The following is an 18,357-nucleotide window of genomic DNA, read 5'->3' as shown; positions in this document are numbered from 1 at the left end:
TCTTTACCCCTTTATAATCGTTTGAAGAATCCGTGCCAGTTCATCTGCCTGCGGTCTTTTCATCATGGTGACATGGTCGCCTTTGATGTGGTAATACGAGCACGACTCTTTCGTATAAGCCTCCCAATCTGCGAACTTCTTCTGGAAATCGCTTGCGTGATCACTGCTTTGGACAATATAAAATGGCACAGGGAATGGTTCTTTTTCTAATTCAATGGCTTGTGACATGATCGTATTATGCGTTTGCATTTGTAAATATTTATCTAAATATTGATCATTCATGAATTGATGAACAACTTCATCCTTTTCTGCCTCTTTGAGGATTTTCTGCTTCACTTCTTGGAAGCTCAATCCTTGTAAAGCTTCTGGCTGAATGCCGACCAGGTTCCCCATTCCAAGGACAAGCGCGAGCATTTTCACTTCTTCTTCGTTCATATCGGCATGAAGTGCCTGATCTGCCTCATCTCTTAGCACTGGCACCGTATCTAAAATGATGAGTCCTTTCGGTGCTTTTCCTGCATGGCAGAGCCGCTGATTCATTCCGTAGGCAAGATGCCCGCCCATTGAATGCCCTGCGAGATAGTCAATGCCCGGACGGTAGAACGTCTCAATGGCTTCAATAAAAAGGGTCACAAGCTCCGTATAATGGAGGAATTGCGGCTCTTCATCCTCATATAGGCCAGGAGACTGCAAGGCGTACACAGCGCCTTGATGTGTCATGAGCTTAGCAACATCGATATAGCCCATCACCGTTCCACCAGCAGGCGGCGCGAAGAATATTCTCGGTTCGGCTGGATCGCCTTTTTTCAGCTCGATCACGTAGTCCTTCGGAGACCTTTCGACGTTCTCAGCGGCTTCTGGCACTGCGTCCAAATGTGCGGCTAATTGCGCAGGCGCCGGGTGCATGAAAATCCATTTTGGATCAACACGAACACCTTTTTCTTTTAATTTGGCCACAGCCTGAATACTCATAATGGAATCGCCGCCCAGATCAAAGAAGGAGTCATGCATACCTACTTGCTTCACACCAAGCACTTCCTTGAAAGCTGCGACAATCCGCTCCTCCGTTTCGGTGACCGGTTTGTCGTCATCATGGGAAAGGGAAATTGTTTCTGTTGGCTCTGGCAATGCTTTTTGATCAACCTTTCCGTTCGTTGTCACCGGCATTTCATCCAGTACGACAAAGTAACTTGGTATCATATAGCCTGGCAGGCTTTCCTGCAAAAAGGCTTTCCAGCCCGGAACAGGGTTTTCTCCGTTTGTTACAAGGTAGGCCGCCAGCCGTTTTGAGCTGCCATACGTTTTGGCGATGACTGTACATTCTTTGACTTGTGGATGCTTGAGCAGGGCTGTCTCAATTTCTCCGCATTCAATCCGGTAGCCTCTAATTTTCACCAGGTGATCTTTTCGGCCGAGATATTCAATGGTGCCATCTGACCGCCATGTACCAAGGTCGCCTGAACGATACAGCTTGTCTCCCTTTAGTTCAGGAAAAGGATTGTCAATAAACCGCTCCTTTGTCTGCTCTGGATCATGAAGGTAGCCTTTAGCAAGGCCAGTTCCACCGATATAAATTTCTCCTTTGACGCCTGCTGGTACTGGGTTTAGCGCTTCGTCCAGTATGACAACAGTTGAGTTCGACACCGGCACACCAATTGGAACTGATTTTGCGCCTGCTGGCACGTGTGTGACTTGATGTGTTGTGGCTAATGTCGTGTTTTCTGTTGGACCGTAAGCATTGACGAGCACACCTTCCATATGCGGCAGTGCCTTTCGTGCATGCTCACTAGACATGGCTTCCCCGCCAACGAGTAATGTGCGGTAGCCTGCCACACTTTTCGGATCGTGCTCTACCAGTCGATTAAATAAAGCGGTTGGCAGACAGTTGGCTGTCACTTGATACGTTTTGATGAATTGCGTTAATTCTTCCATATTCAGTGCTGCATATTTTGGGAGCAGAATCAGCTGACCGCCATTCAGCAGCATCCCCCATAATTCAAATGTAAAAGCATCAAAAGCATAGTTTGAGAGCTGAAGCATTTTGTCATCTGGACCGAGCTTGATATAGTTTGTTTCTCTAACTAAGCGGACAACTCCTGCATGAGGGAGCATCACGCCTTTTGGTGTACCTGTTGAGCCTGATGTGTAATTGACATAGGCGATCTGGTCTTTACCTATAATCGATGATTCTCTTTGATAACCTGCATTTGTTTCTGGTATTGGCTTGTCCATGATAATCCTTGTACCTGTAAAGCCTACTAGACGATCTGCAAGATGAGACTGAGTGATGATCACATCGCTTTGCGTATCACGAACAATGAGACGGATGCGTGCATCAGGATATTCAGGTGACATCGGAACATATGCAGCACCAGATTTGATGATTCCTAGGACCGACACAATCATGTCAAAGGAGCGATCAAATAGCATCGGTACAAGGGAGCCTGCTCCAATTCCTTTTGACTGCAAGTAAGCAGCAAGCTTTGTCGCCTTCTTATCCAAGGCCTCATACGTCATGTGTTCATCCATATAGGACAAGGCAATACGATGCGGATCACGCTGCACCTGCTCTTCAAACAATTCTTGAAGCGTCCGCTTTGGATATGGCGTATTTGTTTGATTTTTCCCTAGAATCATGGCCGCCTGTTCCGCTTTGTTCATTAAGCAATAATCAGCAAATGTACGCTCAGGCTGAGCCGTCATGCCATCTAGCACATGGAGATAATAGTTCATATAACGATGAATGGTCTCTTGATCAAATAAATCCGTATTGTATTCCACATGAATGGACAGCTGCTCTTCCTGTTCAAATACATGCAGGGTGAGATCAAATTTAGATACTGTATGATGGATCATCACATGTTCACTTGTCAGCCCTTTAAGGTTTACATCGAGCGAATCGGTGACATACCCCATGGCCGCCTGAAAAATAGGTGACCGGCTTAAATCTCGATCTAACGAAAGGTCATCGACAAGCTTGTCAAATGGATAATGCTGATGCTCAAACGCTTTTAATGTCATCTCTTTCACGTTTTCCAAAAGATCAGCAAACGTCTCTGCTGTTGAGACATCCTGTCTCAGCGCAAGTGTATTCACAAACATCCCAACGAGCTGCTCTGATTGCTTGGCATCCCGACCCGCGATAGGCGATCCAATGATGATATCTGTCTGTCCGGACAGTTTGTGAAGCAGGACGTAGTACGCGGACAGCATCGTCATGAACAAGGTCGTGCCCTGCTGCTTGGACAAAGCCTGCAAGCGGCGGATAAGCGGTTCATCCAGTACGATTTGCTCTGTAGCACCGTTAAATGTTTGAACCGGCGGACGAGGACGGTCAAACGGCAGCTCCAGCACTGGAAGTTCACCTTGTAACGTATTGAGCCAATAGGTTTGGTCTTCTTGATGATGCTTTAATTGTTCATTTTCCCAATGTACATAATCTGTCCATTCGATTTCTAAGGCTGGGAGCTGCGGCGTTTCATCTGCAAGCAGCGCGTCATATGCCACTTCTAATTCCTGAATGAGCAGGCTGAGTGACCATGCATCTGAAATGATGTGGTGCTGCGCGCAAAGGAGATAATACTCCTCCTTGCCCATATCTACTATCGTCCACTGCGCAAGAGGCCCTCTTTCTAAATCATAGACACGTTCTGCCTCTTGCTGAATGAGCTGCTTGAGTCTTCTCGCTCTTGTTTTTTCATTAAATAATGAGAAATTTGCCACTGTCACAGATGGCGGAAGGTCTTCACGAATAAGTTGCACCGGCTTGCCGCCAAGTGATTTAAATACTGCCCGAAGTGCTTCATGCCGCTTTGTTAAAAGGCCAATCGCTTTTGTTAATGCTTGAATGTGTAATGGTCCTGTCAGCTTCCAAGCACCTAATATATTGTAATGATGGCTCTTTTCTAATGTGGATAAGAACCAAATACGCTTCTGGGCATGTGACAGTTCATAGCTTGTTTGCTTTTCAAGCTTTGGAATTTTAGCTTCCTGAACGGCTGGCGCCCCTTTGATGTCATCAACCATTTGCGCCAGATGTGCCAGATGCTTGCTTTCAAATAATATTTTTAAAGGCGCCTTCATTGAAAATTCATGATTGATCCGGGAAATGGTTTGAGTTGCCTTTAGTGAATGTCCGCCAAGATCGAAGAATTGATCCTCTTTGTACACGCGATCTACATCTAAAATGTCCTCCCATATGGCGGCAAGAAGCTGCTCTGTCTTCGTTTCTGGCAATTGCTTTTCAAGGCTTTGGACGTTTTTGTCATGATTCAATTTGAGTGCTTCATGATCAATAGAGCCATCTTGCTTTTTCGGTATTTCCTGTACTTGCTGAATGTCCCATTTGCCTTCTGAGACGCTCGTGATCTCTTCAACATGCACTTCTTTGCCAGGCTGAACGGTGTAAAAAAGCTTTTTCTCAAAGACCGGTATTGGAGCTGGCTGAAGATACCCGGCGATGTCTGGATTTGCTCCGTCCAGACCGATAAACAGATGCGCTTCATTGAGCCGAACACCTAAACATAATGAATGGAGACCTTGTTTCTTTCCAATCAATTGAAATCCCTTGCGAACGGTGAGAGCTGCTCCGGTATGCCCCTTAGACAAACCGAGATTATCCCACATACTGAAGTTCAAAGAGATTGCTCGTCTTCCTTCTTGAAAGGTGAGAGCGTGCGCGAGTCCATCTAAAAAGCTGTTGGCCGCAGAGTATGCCCCAAATGTTGTGCCGCCAAAAAAGCCATTGACCGATCCAAAAAAGACAAACGGTACTGTCGGATCATACTTAAAGGCTTCCTGCAGGACCCATGCCCCGTCTGCTTTCCCTGACATTTCTTTTGTGAAATCCTCTTCTGACGTATGAGCCAGTGAATACTTGTCCGCCTGCTGAAAATGTTCAGACACATTGCCAGCACCGGCTAAATGCAGCACACCCCGAATTGATTGTCCAAAATGCTTTTCTGCTTCATAAATCGCCTGCTCGACGTCACTTAAGTTGGTCACATCTGCTTGGATATAAATGACGTCACCAACATCTTTTAGCTGTGAGAAGGCTTCTTTCTTTTCCAAGCTGTCTTCCAGAGATGTCCGTCCGATCAAGACGAGCTTTAAGCCAAATTGGAGCATCTGCTTAGACAGCTCAAACCCAATACCGCCAAGTCCTCCAGTCAATAAATAAAGACCTTCATATTCTAAAAACCCTTCTGTTTGAGGCGCTTCGATCATATTGACTTTTTCAAGCTTTGGTACGAATCTGTCCCCATTTCGGTAAGAAACCTCTGCTTTTATAAGAATCGCAGACAATTCTTCCGCAATATGCTTGGCATCCTGTTCTACATTCTCCGCTTCAATATCAAGATGAGACACCTCTGCTCCTTCCCATTCTTGCGGAATGGTTTTTAGCAGACCTACAAGGGACGTTTTCTCCACATGAAGATCGTCTTCAGGCTTCACAAATTGACCGCCTTTTGTCACAACGACAAGACGGATGGGCTCTTTATTTGCTTGTCTCAATGCTTGATACAAGTACAAAATGGATTGACCCGTGCTGGCATGCAGCTCTTTGAACTGCGCAGGATCAACGATGTCTTCTTTGTCTGACACATTCCACAGATGGAGCATGCGCCCGATCTTTAGTTCATCTGCTTCAAGTGCGGCAACGAGCCTGACGTAATCCCCCTTGATTCTCGGATTTATCTGGTACATCCCTTTGGACAGACGCAAAAATTCATGCCCTTTTCTCACAGAAATATATGGCTGATTCTTTTGCTCAAATTGTGCGTAAAGCGATTGATAAAGTCCTTTTTCATCCTCGAAAACGAGTACATGGTCAGCAATAGGCTGAGTTGGACCGATATGCTCCTTAGCCCAAATGCGTTTGAAAAACCAGTCTGGGAGTGTTTGTTCATTTTCAGAAGCAAGATCCAGTGCCTGTTCAATGTCACGGAAGGCTCCATCTTTTAGTGCTGCGCCTAACTGGGCACGCTGGATTTTCCCACTTTCCGTTTTTGGAAATTGGTCTTTTTTCACCGGAATGATGTGATCAGGCTCTATTCCGATTTTTCGAATGATAGCCTCTCTCATCTGTTGAATTATTGCGATTTGTTCCTCTATTGAATCCCTTTGTGAGACAAAAAAGACGGCAAGCGTGTCATTGCTTGATTCGGGATTATAAATGCCGTACGCAGCGGCAAAGGTGACTTCAACCCCGTCCACTTCTTCTACAACCGCTTCAATTTCGTAATTCAAATAGTTTGCGCCGTTGATCACAATGATGTCTTTTTCTCGACCTGTCAGAACGAGACGCCCTTCATGAATAAAACCTAAATCCCCTGTGTGAAACCAGCCGTTTTCCGCAAATACTTCTTGATTGGCTTCCTCATTTTGATAGTAGCCCATCATAATTGTTGGACTCTTCACCTGCAAGCGCCCAACCTGATCTTCTGGCAGCACCTCGTGATGCTCATCTACAATTCGAATCCATACAGACGGAATCGGCGTGCCGACTTCTGTAAACGTCATCTTGTTCGGATGATCGTGCGTCACATATTCGATCTCACTTGTTAACGAGGTCTGATCAATCGTCAGCTGTCCATCCTGTTCACTGTTCCGCATAAATTTCTTTGACTGAACAATGGCTGAGGATGTTTCTGACATACCGTAAGCAGGTACCATCGCATGACGGCTTAATCCGTGCTGCCCCATGATGTGCATGAAGCGCTGCGTGACTTTCGGAACAACCGCTTCGGCTGCATTCATGATATAAGTCAGAGTGGACAGGTCCCAGTTTCCCTTACGAATGTCGTCTTCATATTCATTCATCATGGCAAAGGCAAAGTTTGGTGCCCATGTCCTTGTGACACCGTATGTTTCTACCCAATCCAGCCACACCATCGGCCGCTCGATAAATTGATCGATGGATGGACTAATCTGCTGGCAGCCAAGGTAGACGTCATGTACATGAAACATAACAATTCCACCAACATGATCAAGCGGCATCCAGTTAAGCGACACATCCTCATGTGTAAAGCCGTTTACCTGCTCAAAGGCCATAATTCTAGATAAAATGCTTTGATGATGATGACGGATACACTTTGGTACACCCGTACTTCCTGAAGACAGCAGCTGCAGCACAGGCTCATCCGGCTCTGGCTCATAATGCTGTTCATCTGGTTCATACGCCAGCAACGCTTCAATTGTTAAGATAGGCATGACCTTCGTTTCAAATGCTTCACGCAGCCCAGCAATGTCCTCAGCACTTGCTTCATTCGTAATAATGAAAGGTTCATTTTGCAGCTGAAACACGCCCTTCAGCTTATTCACACCTTGATTCATTTCATCATAAACAGGCGGCACAGAGACTGGGGTCGGAATGATTCCTCCGAGAATACAGCCCCAGAACACCGTGATAAAATCTTGATGCTCTTTCAATTGAAGTAACACTTGATCGCCGTTTGAGAGTCCTGCTGCCCTTAAACCGGACAGAACGCGTTCAGCGCTAGTTAGTAATTCAGGATAGGTTTGGGTCAACGTACGCCCGCCTTCTTTCAAATAAGTCACCCCGCGGTCTGGTGACATAAAGGCTGATCGAATCAGCACCTCTGTCAGCGTGACAGGTGTGCCTGGTTTTTTGATCACATCTCCGCCATACACAAGTGCAGGCGGCTTCTCATGTAGAGATGATGGTTTTGCTTCGCTCGCTTCACTTTTCGAAAGCGGTACATTCCCTTGGGTACGCTGTCGATCAGGAAACAGATCATCTAAGTGATAGGGCGTTCGTTTTTCTGGCTGACTTTCAATGAAAGCAGCCGCTTCCTCTACACCATCTATAGCTTTGGTGCGTTCTTCTATCTTTCTTAGTTCCTCTTGATCTATGATTTCAATTGAAAGCAGTGCCTCTTTGTCGACTGCTCCACTTTCTGTCTTTGGCAAAGAAGGTAATAAGACGAGAGCGGCTGGCACTTCATGAGGATGAAGCGGACCTTTCATCAGATCCTCTCTTGTCAGCGAAGGGTCCTTCGCCTGTGCAAATAGCACAAGCGATAGACTGCCTTCTTGATTTTTCTTCGGAATGATTGCACATTCCTTAAGCGGAAAATGAAGCATCATGACTTGCTCTAATGCTTTGAGATCCATTCGTTTTCCGTTGATTCTGACGATATGATTTGCTGCATGTCCTTTTCGTCTACTCACTAACATCGTTTCTTCTCCTCCTACATCCAATCCAAAATCTGAATCTTGTTTTCTTCAGTCCAAACGCCGACATCCCCTGTCGGATAAAGGTATTCGCCAGTTTGATGTTTGAATGGATGCGGAATTTTATGCGTCTCCATCCAATCGGCAAGCTCCCCGCAAAATGCTTTGATGTCCTTTGCGCCGATAAAAATATCTCCAGGAAATCCTACCGGCATGAGCTGATGCTCTTCGCTCAGGACATATATTTCCGTCTCACAGGAAGGATCATGCACACCTGAATAGACCTCTTCTTGATCTGGGTACAGCACGCTGACTTGTGCATTTTTCGCCCAATCGGTGATCATCCGCTCTTTTTCTTCATTCGTCACGATTGTGAAGGAAGAGAGGGGTGTCTCCATTTGTTCTGTCATCGCTTCAAGTGTGTGGATCAACTGCTGCATCAGCGATTGTATTTGCTTTTCTGTATATTGATTGAAGCGATATGTGACCCGAAGCTCCAGCGTATCTCCTGGAACTGCCACAAGGGTCAGGTCATAGTTCGTTTCTTCATGACTCGCAATGTCTAAAATGCGTACTCCGTATGGTTCGATAGATTCAATCGGATAGTTTTCAAACACGACAATGCTGTTAAACAATGAATCTCCATTCGGAATGTGGGTCAGCTGCTGAATATCCGGCAGTACGGTATATTCGAATTCCCGCATCTGAAAAACTGTTTCCTGCGTATGTGCCAGCAGCTTGGAAATGGTACACTCTGGCGTGATCGGCAAACGGAGCGGCAATGTGTTAATAAAGAGCCCTGTCATGCTTTCAACCTGTGGTAAATCCGCCGGCCGTCCTGATACTGTCACTCCGAACACAACATCCTCTGATCCTGAATGAAGATGCAAAAGCAGCCCCCATGCTGTTTGAATCAATGTGCCCATTGTCACCTTCTGCGCGCCTGTCATCTTTTCGAGTTTCTGCTGCATCTCGGGCGTTAGTTTGATACTTAGCTGATCAACACCTGCTTCTTCATCCGAAGCATGCCCGCCGTCTCCTGGAAGCGGTGTAGCCTCCTCTACTCCTGACATATAACCTTTCCAGAACTCTAGCGCCTTCTCTTGATCCTGCTTTTGCAGCCACTCGATAAAATCTTTATATGGACGTACAGCAGGAAGATCCACCTCCCGTTCATCCACAAGAGAGCGGTATAAAGAAAAGGATTCTTCAATAAAACTGAACAAGCTCCAGCCATCGATTAAAATATGATGAAAGCTAAAAACAAACGTGCATGTGTTTTCATCACGATGGAATAAAGCAATACGAATCAGCGGTTCATCCGTATCTTCTAGTTTGAAATCCTTTAAACGATCTGTTTGCAAATATTGCTGAATGGCTTCCTTCTGATCCGTTTCGCTCAGGTGGCGCACATCGTGCTGAGTGAGATGAATGCTTCCTTCTGATTGAATCAACTGAACAGGCTCCTTTAGCCCTTCCCAAGCAAATGTTGTCCGCAAAATCGAATGCCGCTCTACAAGCAGATTCCAGGCCTTTTCATAGGCTGCGCCGTCCGTTAAGCCTACGAGTGTCATATGCACTTGACCAAAATACGCCTGTGACGCTTGATCTAATAGAGCATGAAACAGCATCCCTTGCTGCATTGGAGATAGTGGATACACATCCACTACATTGTCTGGCAGTTCTTCGATTTGCTTTTGCGTCAGCTGAACCATTGGAAAATCAGATGGCGTAAAGCCGCCTTTTGTCTCTACACAATGCGTCAGAATATCCTCCATTTTTTCTTTGAACCGTTCAGGTAACAAGCGCACCTCTTCATACTGAAGCAGTTCCCGATGGATCATAAAATTCATCTGAAGCTGACCGTTCACAACATATCCGTATACATCGATCAAATGCTGTCTTTCTGCTTTTGGATCATGTACATGTCCATTTCGTTCATCTGCTAAATAAAGATGTGCTTCACCGTCTATTTGATCTAACTGTCCAAGATAATTAAAGCTCATCTGCGGCGCGGCCTCTTTGAGTAAACGAGATGCTGTCATATATTGAAGCAAGCCATAGCCGATTCCCTTTTGCGGCACAGCTCTTAAGGTTTCTTTGACATCTTTGATTTGTCTCTGAATATCGGTTTGAATAAAAGGAATAAAAATAGGATAAGAGCTTGTAAACCATCCGACTGTTCGTGACAAATCCATCTGTTCAAATAAATCCTCGCGTCCGTGCCCTTCTAACGTTATGAGCAGCGGCTTTCCAACGGCTTGCGTGAGTCCGGATAAGAGTAAATCGTTTACCTCTGTTCGGTACGCTTGTGATGCCTGCCTTAGTAAAATATCTGTTTGATCCTTCGTCAATTGAACAGACAAAATCTCTGCATGTTCTTCTATATTGAAAAGCGCAGGTGTTTGAAAAGGAGAACCCTCTTCCTCTTGGCTCGTGATCTTTTGCCAAAAAGGAACCTGCTCTTGTAATTCATCGGTTTGTGCATATTCATAGAGAGCTTCTGCCCACTGCTGATAGGACGCAGTTTTCTTTGCAAGCACGATTTCCTGCCCTGCCGCAAGCTGCTTCAGTCCATTTAATAGGTCCTCCTGTATGATGCGCCATGAGATTCCATCCATTACAAGATGATGGGCTGCGATAAAGAGTTCAGACGTACCATCACTTGTGTGAAAAAGAATGGCTTTGATTAATTCTCCCCGCTCTAATGACAACGTTCCTTGACAAGCGGTGGTCTCCATGCGGATTTGTTCCAGCGCTTCCTCATGAGAAACATCCGTCAAATCAAAGAAGGTGACACAAGGGGTGATGCCAGGCGCACGAATGGTTTGAATCCATGATCCATCTGCTGTTTTTGTATACATCGCTCTCAGCATATCGTGATGATCGACAATTTTTGAGAGAACCTGTGTCAGCTGCTTTAGCTGTATGGATTGCTTGAATTCCATATGCGCTGATAAATTCCAATAATCTTGGTTTGTCATTGATTGCTCAAAGAACCATGATTGGATTGGAAGCAGACGAACATCTCCTGTGACAGGCGACTGATCATAGAACGCAGCAGCATCTGACCTTTTCATAGCAAGTGCCAGCTGTGAAATCGTCTGTTTTTCAAATACATCTCTCGGCTGAATGACATAGCCTTCCTGTGCTAAGCGCGCCACCATTTGTATGACAATAATCGAATCTCCGCCAAGCTCAAAGTAGTTATCATGTACGCCAATCGAAGGCGTACCGAGCAGCTGAGTCCACACTTTTTCCAGTACGCGTTCTTCCTCACTGAGTGCCCTGTAAGCCGGTTTGTCCACTTCTTCCTGTCTCCACTCTGGCGGCGGGAGACGTTTTTGATCTACCTTGCCATTTGCCGTGAGCGGGAGTTCCTCCAGCTCTATTAATAGGCTTGGCACCATATAATCTGGCAGTATTTCTTTTAATTGATGGCGAATGTCTTGCGTGGTCATGCTGCCCTTTTGGACAAAATAACCGATCAATCGCTTATGACCACTCTCATGCTGATGCGGAATGACCGCACATTCTATGATGTCATCAAAGCGCAGCATGGCGGCTTCAATTTCTCCGCATTCGACGCGGTGTCCGCGAATTTTCACTTGATGATCGATTCTTCCAAGGCAGTCGATGATGCCGTTTGGCAGCCAGCGGCCCATATCGCCTGTTTTATATAAACGCGCTCCTTCTTGGAAAGGATGCGGGATAAATGATTGCGATGTTTTTTCTTCATCTCCAAGGTAACCGAGTGCAAGGCCTGTACCGCCTACGTAGATCTCTCCAATGACACCTTGCGGAACCGGCTGCAGCTGGTCGTCTAGTACATAGGCCTGTGAATACGCAATTGGCTGACCGATAGGAACCGAAGTCTGCCCCTCATCCACTGCTCGAATGTGATGCACACAGGAGAACGTCGTATTCTCAGTTGGTCCATAGCCGTTTAAAAGACCTTCAGGCAGATACGGCAACGCTTTACGGATATGAGCAGCTGACAAAGCATCACCACCGACCAATAAGGCGTCGAATCCAGATAAAGCTTCTGGATGTTCCTCTGTTAATCGGTTAAACAGCGGCACTGTCAGAAATCCTGTTGTGATCTTGTGAGATGTCAGCGTGTCAGCCAGTGTATCCATTGATAAGATCGTATTTCGATCGGTCAGTATCAGCCTTCCCCCGTTGAGCAGGGCTCCCCATATTTCATACGTAAAGGCATCAAAGGAAAAGCTCGCGATTTGTAAAATACGCGTTTGTTCATGAAGGGTGACATAATCTGTTTCACATACAAGCCGGATGACCGCTTGATGCGGAATTAAAACCCCTTTTGGCTGACCGGTTGATCCTGATGTGTAATTGATATAAGCGAGTCCATCAGGTTTTAAAGCAGCAGACTTGAGTTCTGCCTCTGATAAAAACTCTTCATACCCCTGATCAAGACAAATGAGCTCGGTTTGACTGATCGAGACTTGTTTCAACCATTCATTTTTTGTCAATAACAGCTGAATACCTGTATCCCTCAGCATATAATCAATGCGTGCTTCTGGATATTCAGGATCAATTGGGACATAGGCCCCGCCTGCTTTCACAATCGCCAGCACCCCAAAAATCATTTCAGGCGACCTGTCGATCAGAAGCCCTACTGGTTCATGCGGCTTCACTCCTCGCTGCTGCAGATAAGCGGCAAGCCGGTCGACTTTCTCTTGTAACCCCTGATACGTCCACTGTTTTCCCCCAGATTCGAGGGCGATCGCATGAGGTGTCTTTTTCACCTGCGCTTCAAACCGTTCTGTGATGAGAAGCGGGCCTGCTGGTTGATCTGTTGTGCCGCTCCATTCATAGAGCAGCTGATTCCTCTCTTTCTCTGGCAGGTAATTCATTTGTCTGATTGGCTGTGCTGGATTTTCACAAATACATGCAAGCAGCTGCTCGTAGTAACGAAGGAACCGTTCCATCGTGTCGTCAGAAAATAAGTCTGCATCATACTCCAGTTTTAATTGAAGACCTTCCGCCCCTTCAAAAACAAACAGAGATAGATCGAATTTGGCCGTATCATTATCTTCAATGGCTAAAACAGATGTCGCCTCACCCATCGGAGAAGCTTCAAGGGGCAGGTTTTGCAGAACGAACATGACCTGAAACAGCGGCTGCTTCCCAGCCTCACGTACAATATTCAGCTCATCTACGACCATCTCAAACGGCACATCCTGATGTTCATAGGCACCCATTGTTGTTTCCTTCACTCGCTCTAATAGCTCTGTGAAAGCCGGATTCCCGCTATGATCGATCCGAAGTGCCAGCGTATTCACGAAAAATCCGATGAGCTGCTCCATCTCCGTCCGATTTCTCCCGGCAATGACGGATCCAATGACAAACTCATCCTGTGAAGACAATCGATGCAGCAAGGTAGAGAAAGCCGAAAGTAATGTCATATAAAGGGTGCTGTCTGTTTTCTGAGAAAGAGCAGCCAGCTGGTCAGACAGCGGCTTCGACAAGCGGTATTTTTTCGTTTTTCCCTTATAGGATTGAACGGCCGGACGCGTGTAGTCATACGGCAGCATCAACTCTTCCACAGGTACCGCAAATTGCTCCTTCCAATAGGAAAGCTGCTTCTGCAGTGTTTCTCCCGTCAAATACTCCTTCTGCCAAAGTGCGTAATCTGCATATTGAATCGGCAGCGGTGAGAGATCAGGCTCCCTCCCCTCGATCATTGCTGTATACCATTCGGACAGCTCCTTTGCGGCAATGCCAATCGACCAGCCATCTGACACGATGTGGTGAATGGACATCAGCAGCAAATGATCTGTTTCTGACAGCCGAATTAGTTTCACCCGAAAGAGTGCATCATGCTCTAAGCGGAAAGGTGTGCCCGCTTCTTTTTTCGCCCACTCAGCCGCTTTTTGTTCTTTTTCTTCCTGTGATGCCAAATCTGATACATCGACCACCTCAAGCGCTGGAAGAGTCATATGCTCATGTATGATCTGTACCGGTTCATCGCCGTTCATTGCAAAAGATGTTCTGAGTGATTCATGCCTTTGCACCATTTGCTGCAGGCTGCGCTGAAGCACCTTTACATTTAAAGGTCCATTCATCCGAAAGGAAATCGTATTATTGTATAATGGCAGATCAGGCTGTAATTGATAGAGAAACCACTGTCTTTGCTGAGCATAGGACATCGGAAGCTCCTGACCCTTTTCTATTTTCCGTATCGGAATCGCTTCATCGGCTTTGGCATGTGAATCAATCCAGTCCGCTAACTCTCCGAGTCTCGTATGCTCAAAAAGAACGGCGAGCGGCACGTCAAATCCAGTTTTCTGCCTAACAGCAGACAGCATTTGCGTTGCCTTGAGCGAATGACCTCCGAGTAGAAAGAAATGATCACCACAGCTGATGTTTGAGACATCAAGCAGTTCGGACCAAATATGTGCCAAAAGTTTTTCCGTCTCGGTTTGAGGTACTCTGTCCTCTGCAGCATGTCCGCTTTCCTCTATTAATTCATTGAAATACTCTTCGTCCGGCATCCCATCCTCTGTTTCTTTCCAGTATTCTTCAGGATATAGATGGACGGAATATTCACCAGATAGCCGAGACTGTATACACGTATAAATGGATTGATACAGTCTTTCTTCAATAGCCTTTGTTTGATCAGTTTTGAAAAAGACATATACGGCCTGCTCTGTTGGGATCTCCCCCTGTATCATCTCTTGAATTTCCTGCTTCGACCGATCCAGCCCGATATAAATGAGGGGAGCATCTGTCATCAAGCATGCCAGCATTGTTTGAATGCCCGCCCGCTTTGGAATCGGGAGATAGCCCCTTTCTTTTAGCATGCCTTTGATCATTGAGCCTTCACTCATTCCGGTCTCATCCCACATGCTAAAGCTAAAGCAATACGGCTTTACAGTAGATGTCAGCCTCTGATAATGAGCAAATTGTTCAACGAACTCATTGGCCGCGCAATAAGCGCCAACGGTCATCCCGCCCTTTAACGTTCGAGCTGACGAGCTAGAAAGGAATAAGACATTGTGCCGTTTAGAGGCTGCTTCATGAAGCGCAATCGTGCCATATACCTTCGCTTCGTACATCGCATGTAATGACACAGACGTCATGTCACGAAGCAGCTCTTCTTGAATGATGCCAGCGAAATGAATAACGCCATGAAGCCTTTCACCTAAAGCCGTTTCCTCTCTTGAGATCAGGGCTTCAATGGCTTGTGCGTCAGTGATGTCCACTTTTTCATAAAGAACTGTGCCGCCGCGCTTTTCCGCTAGATTCTCAAGTGAAATCAATACGTCTTGCTGCTCCGCAGATAAAGCCTCTCTCGCTTTTCTTCCAACCAGCACAAGATGCGCTTGATAGGATGTCAGCAGGTACTCACTAAGCATCCTCCCAATGCCACCAAGCCCGCCTGTCATCACATAAAGCCCGGATGATTCAAATGGCGGTTTCTTCATCCTTTGTTCTTTTTCCAGATGAAACGGTATTAAAAGAGGAATATAACGAACACCTTCGCGATAAGCGGCGATATGATGGCTTGTGTCATGTGTGAGCTCTGTCATGATCAATGATGCATGAGAACGGCCAGCATCCGGTTCTATCAGAGAAAAATCAAGACACCGCACCTTGATAAACGGCCATTCATGCTGAACAGCTGTCATCAATCCTGCTGTCGTTGCTTTCTCCACATCGTGTGTTTGATCTTCCGGCAAATTCATCGCATGAGCAGAGACAAACGTGATCTCTACCGGCTCCTCATAAGCAGCGATCGCTTTTGTTACATATAATGCACTCATACTGCCGGTTTTCTGCGCTTCTTTTGCCAACGATGCATGAAGTGTGTCTTCTTGAGTTGTGTAGTTCCAAAGGTGAATGATTTGTTTCACCGAAACGCCATACGAACGGAGCGTCTCAAAGAGTTGTTCGTAGTCAGACGGCCGATTCGGGTGGATGATGAAGTGTGTATGTGTAAGTTGTGTGAATGCTTGACCCGGTTCAACCGTAATATACGTTTGCTCATTGCCTGAAAGGGATTTTAATTGATCTGCCAGCCCTAGTGTGTCTGCAAAGATCACCATATTCCCTTCTGTTTGTTTTTCCGCTTCATGAAGCGGAGCAGGTGTCCACTTCTTTTGTAGACTCCAATCAGGCAAGGTGTGCTCATTTTCAAGTCTGATGTCCAGCTCCTTGATGATTTCATCGAATTCGCCTTCCTGCCATCGCTTCTTGAGCTGTGCCCTTTCTATTTTTCCAGAGCTTGTTTTCGGAAAGGCATGCTTCTGGACAGGAATCACGCGCGATGCAGACAACCCCATTTTTGTTGCAATATGGGATTTGATATTCTGACTTGCCCTCATGATATAAGAAGGTTCATACAGCTTCGGTGTAAAAAAGAGAATCAGCTCGTCGGATGCAGATGCTTCCATCCGAGCGGAACAAGCGGCTACAAAGCTCGTTTCGACGCCGGGTACTTCCTCTGCAATGACTTCTATTTCATAGTTGTGATAATTTTTCCCGTTGATGATGATCATGTCTTTTTCTCTACCGGTTAATGTCAGCCTTCCTTCGTGCAGAAAACCTAAATCCCCCGTGTGAAACCAGCCGTCTGTTTGAAAGACTTCTTGATTCGCTTCGTCATTCTTGTAATAGCCCTTCATTGTCGTCGGCCCTTTAATTTGCACACTGCCAATATGATCTTCGGGAAGAAGCTCATGCTGATGATTCACGATACGAATCGTGATCCCCGGAATTGGTCTTCCCAGCTCTGTAAAGCTGACGGTTCCTGTCTCACGTGCCTCTGCTGGTCTTAGCTGCTCTGTGAGTGATGTTTCCTCAAAGGTTAGAACCCCGCTGCTTTCATCTCCCCGCTCTATCGCAAAAGAGAAGACAACGGCTGAAGAGATTTCAGACATGCCGAATGCCGGTCTAATGACGTCTCCCTTTAAGCCGTGCGGAGCAAGCAAGTGTAAAAATCGGTGAATCGTCTTCGGTACGACCGCTTCTGCCCCATTGATCATACAGGTCATAGCAGAAAGATCCCAAGATCCTGATGAAATGTCTTTCTCATAATCATTGATCATCGCAAATGCGAAGTTAGGCGCCCATGTCTTCGTTGCACGGTAGCGGTCCATCCAGTCAAGCCAGCGCAGCGGCTGTGCGATAAAATCATCTGTTCTTGCCCGAACCTGCTCACAGCCCGTGTATACATTGACAAGGTGAAACATCACAATGCCGCCAATATGATCTAAAGGCATCCAGTCTAACGATACATCCTCTTCTGTAAATTGATTGGCTGCCACTGTTCCTTTGACATTCGCCAGCACGCTTCGATGAGAATGCTCTACGCATTTGGGCATCCCTGTACTTCCAGACGTTAAGATAAAAAAGACTGAATCATCCGGTGACGCGGGATAAGCTTCTATGTCTCTTTCTAAAGAAAGCATCGGCTCAACGGCTGCGACACGTAACTTGTCTGTATGCCACAATAAAGCTAAGCCTTGCACCTCATCAATCAGCGAGTCATCTGTTAAAATGAGCGGATGCTCCAGCAGGTGCCACGCATGATGAAGTTTCTTCACGGAGGCATTCATTTCCCGATAGGTCGGTGCAGCGGACACTAGTGTTGGAACAAATCCGCCTAACACACACGCCCAAAAGGCGGTTACCATCGCATGATTGGATGAAAACTGAAAGAACACAGGATCACCCGGTTCAAGTCCGAGCGCCCTTAAACCTGTCAGAACCCGCTCGGCATCCTCCTTTAACTGCGCATAGGATTGTGTGAGTTCATTTTCACTATTGACGATATAAGTCAGCCCATTTGTCGTTTTTGCCGCCTCTGTTAAGGCGTCCTGCAAGGTTTGGGCTCCTGCCTTAACATCTAGATCCCCTCCATAGGAAAGGGCAGGCGGCATGTCCGCTAAAGCAGGGGAAGCCGTGTGCTTCTGTATCGATTCAGATGCGGCCTCCTGCTCCATGTGATTGTCGAGAAATAAATGAGAGAGGTGATATGGCCGCGGTCGAATGGTTTTTTCCCGAGAAAAAACAGCGAAGCGTTCGATTTCGTTGGTTTGTAAAATGGTTCTCTGTACATCTTGTAAAATCGTATCCATTGATTCATGTACATTTGATTGGTTCATAATTGATGGTTTCATATGAGTTCCT

2 protein-coding genes are annotated in these 18,357 nt (G+C 46.2%); both read right to left on the bottom strand.

Annotation, left to right across the window (positions count from 1 at the left end; translation table 11 throughout):
• Nucleotides 1-3: 3 nt before the first annotated feature.
• Nucleotides 4-8,199, bottom strand: a complete 8,196-nt coding sequence (locus BAE31_RS13895) for a non-ribosomal peptide synthetase (protein WP_076840713.1) — start codon at nt 8,197-8,199, stop codon at nt 4-6.
• Nucleotides 8,200-8,213: 14 nt separating this feature from the next.
• Nucleotides 8,214-18,347: a non-ribosomal peptide synthetase gene (locus BAE31_RS13890; protein WP_076840712.1), complete on the bottom strand. Its 10,134-nt coding sequence runs from the start codon at nt 18,345-18,347 to the stop codon at nt 8,214-8,216.
• Between the last annotated feature and the right edge of the window lie 10 nt (nt 18,348-18,357).

Source organism: Bacillus sp. I-2 (assembly GCF_001974945.1).
GTDB classification, from domain to species: domain Bacteria; phylum Bacillota; class Bacilli; order Bacillales; family Bacillaceae; genus Bacillus; species Bacillus safensis.
The sequence above is the reverse complement of the archived record's forward strand: the minus strand, read 5'-3'. Positions and strand labels throughout refer to the sequence as shown.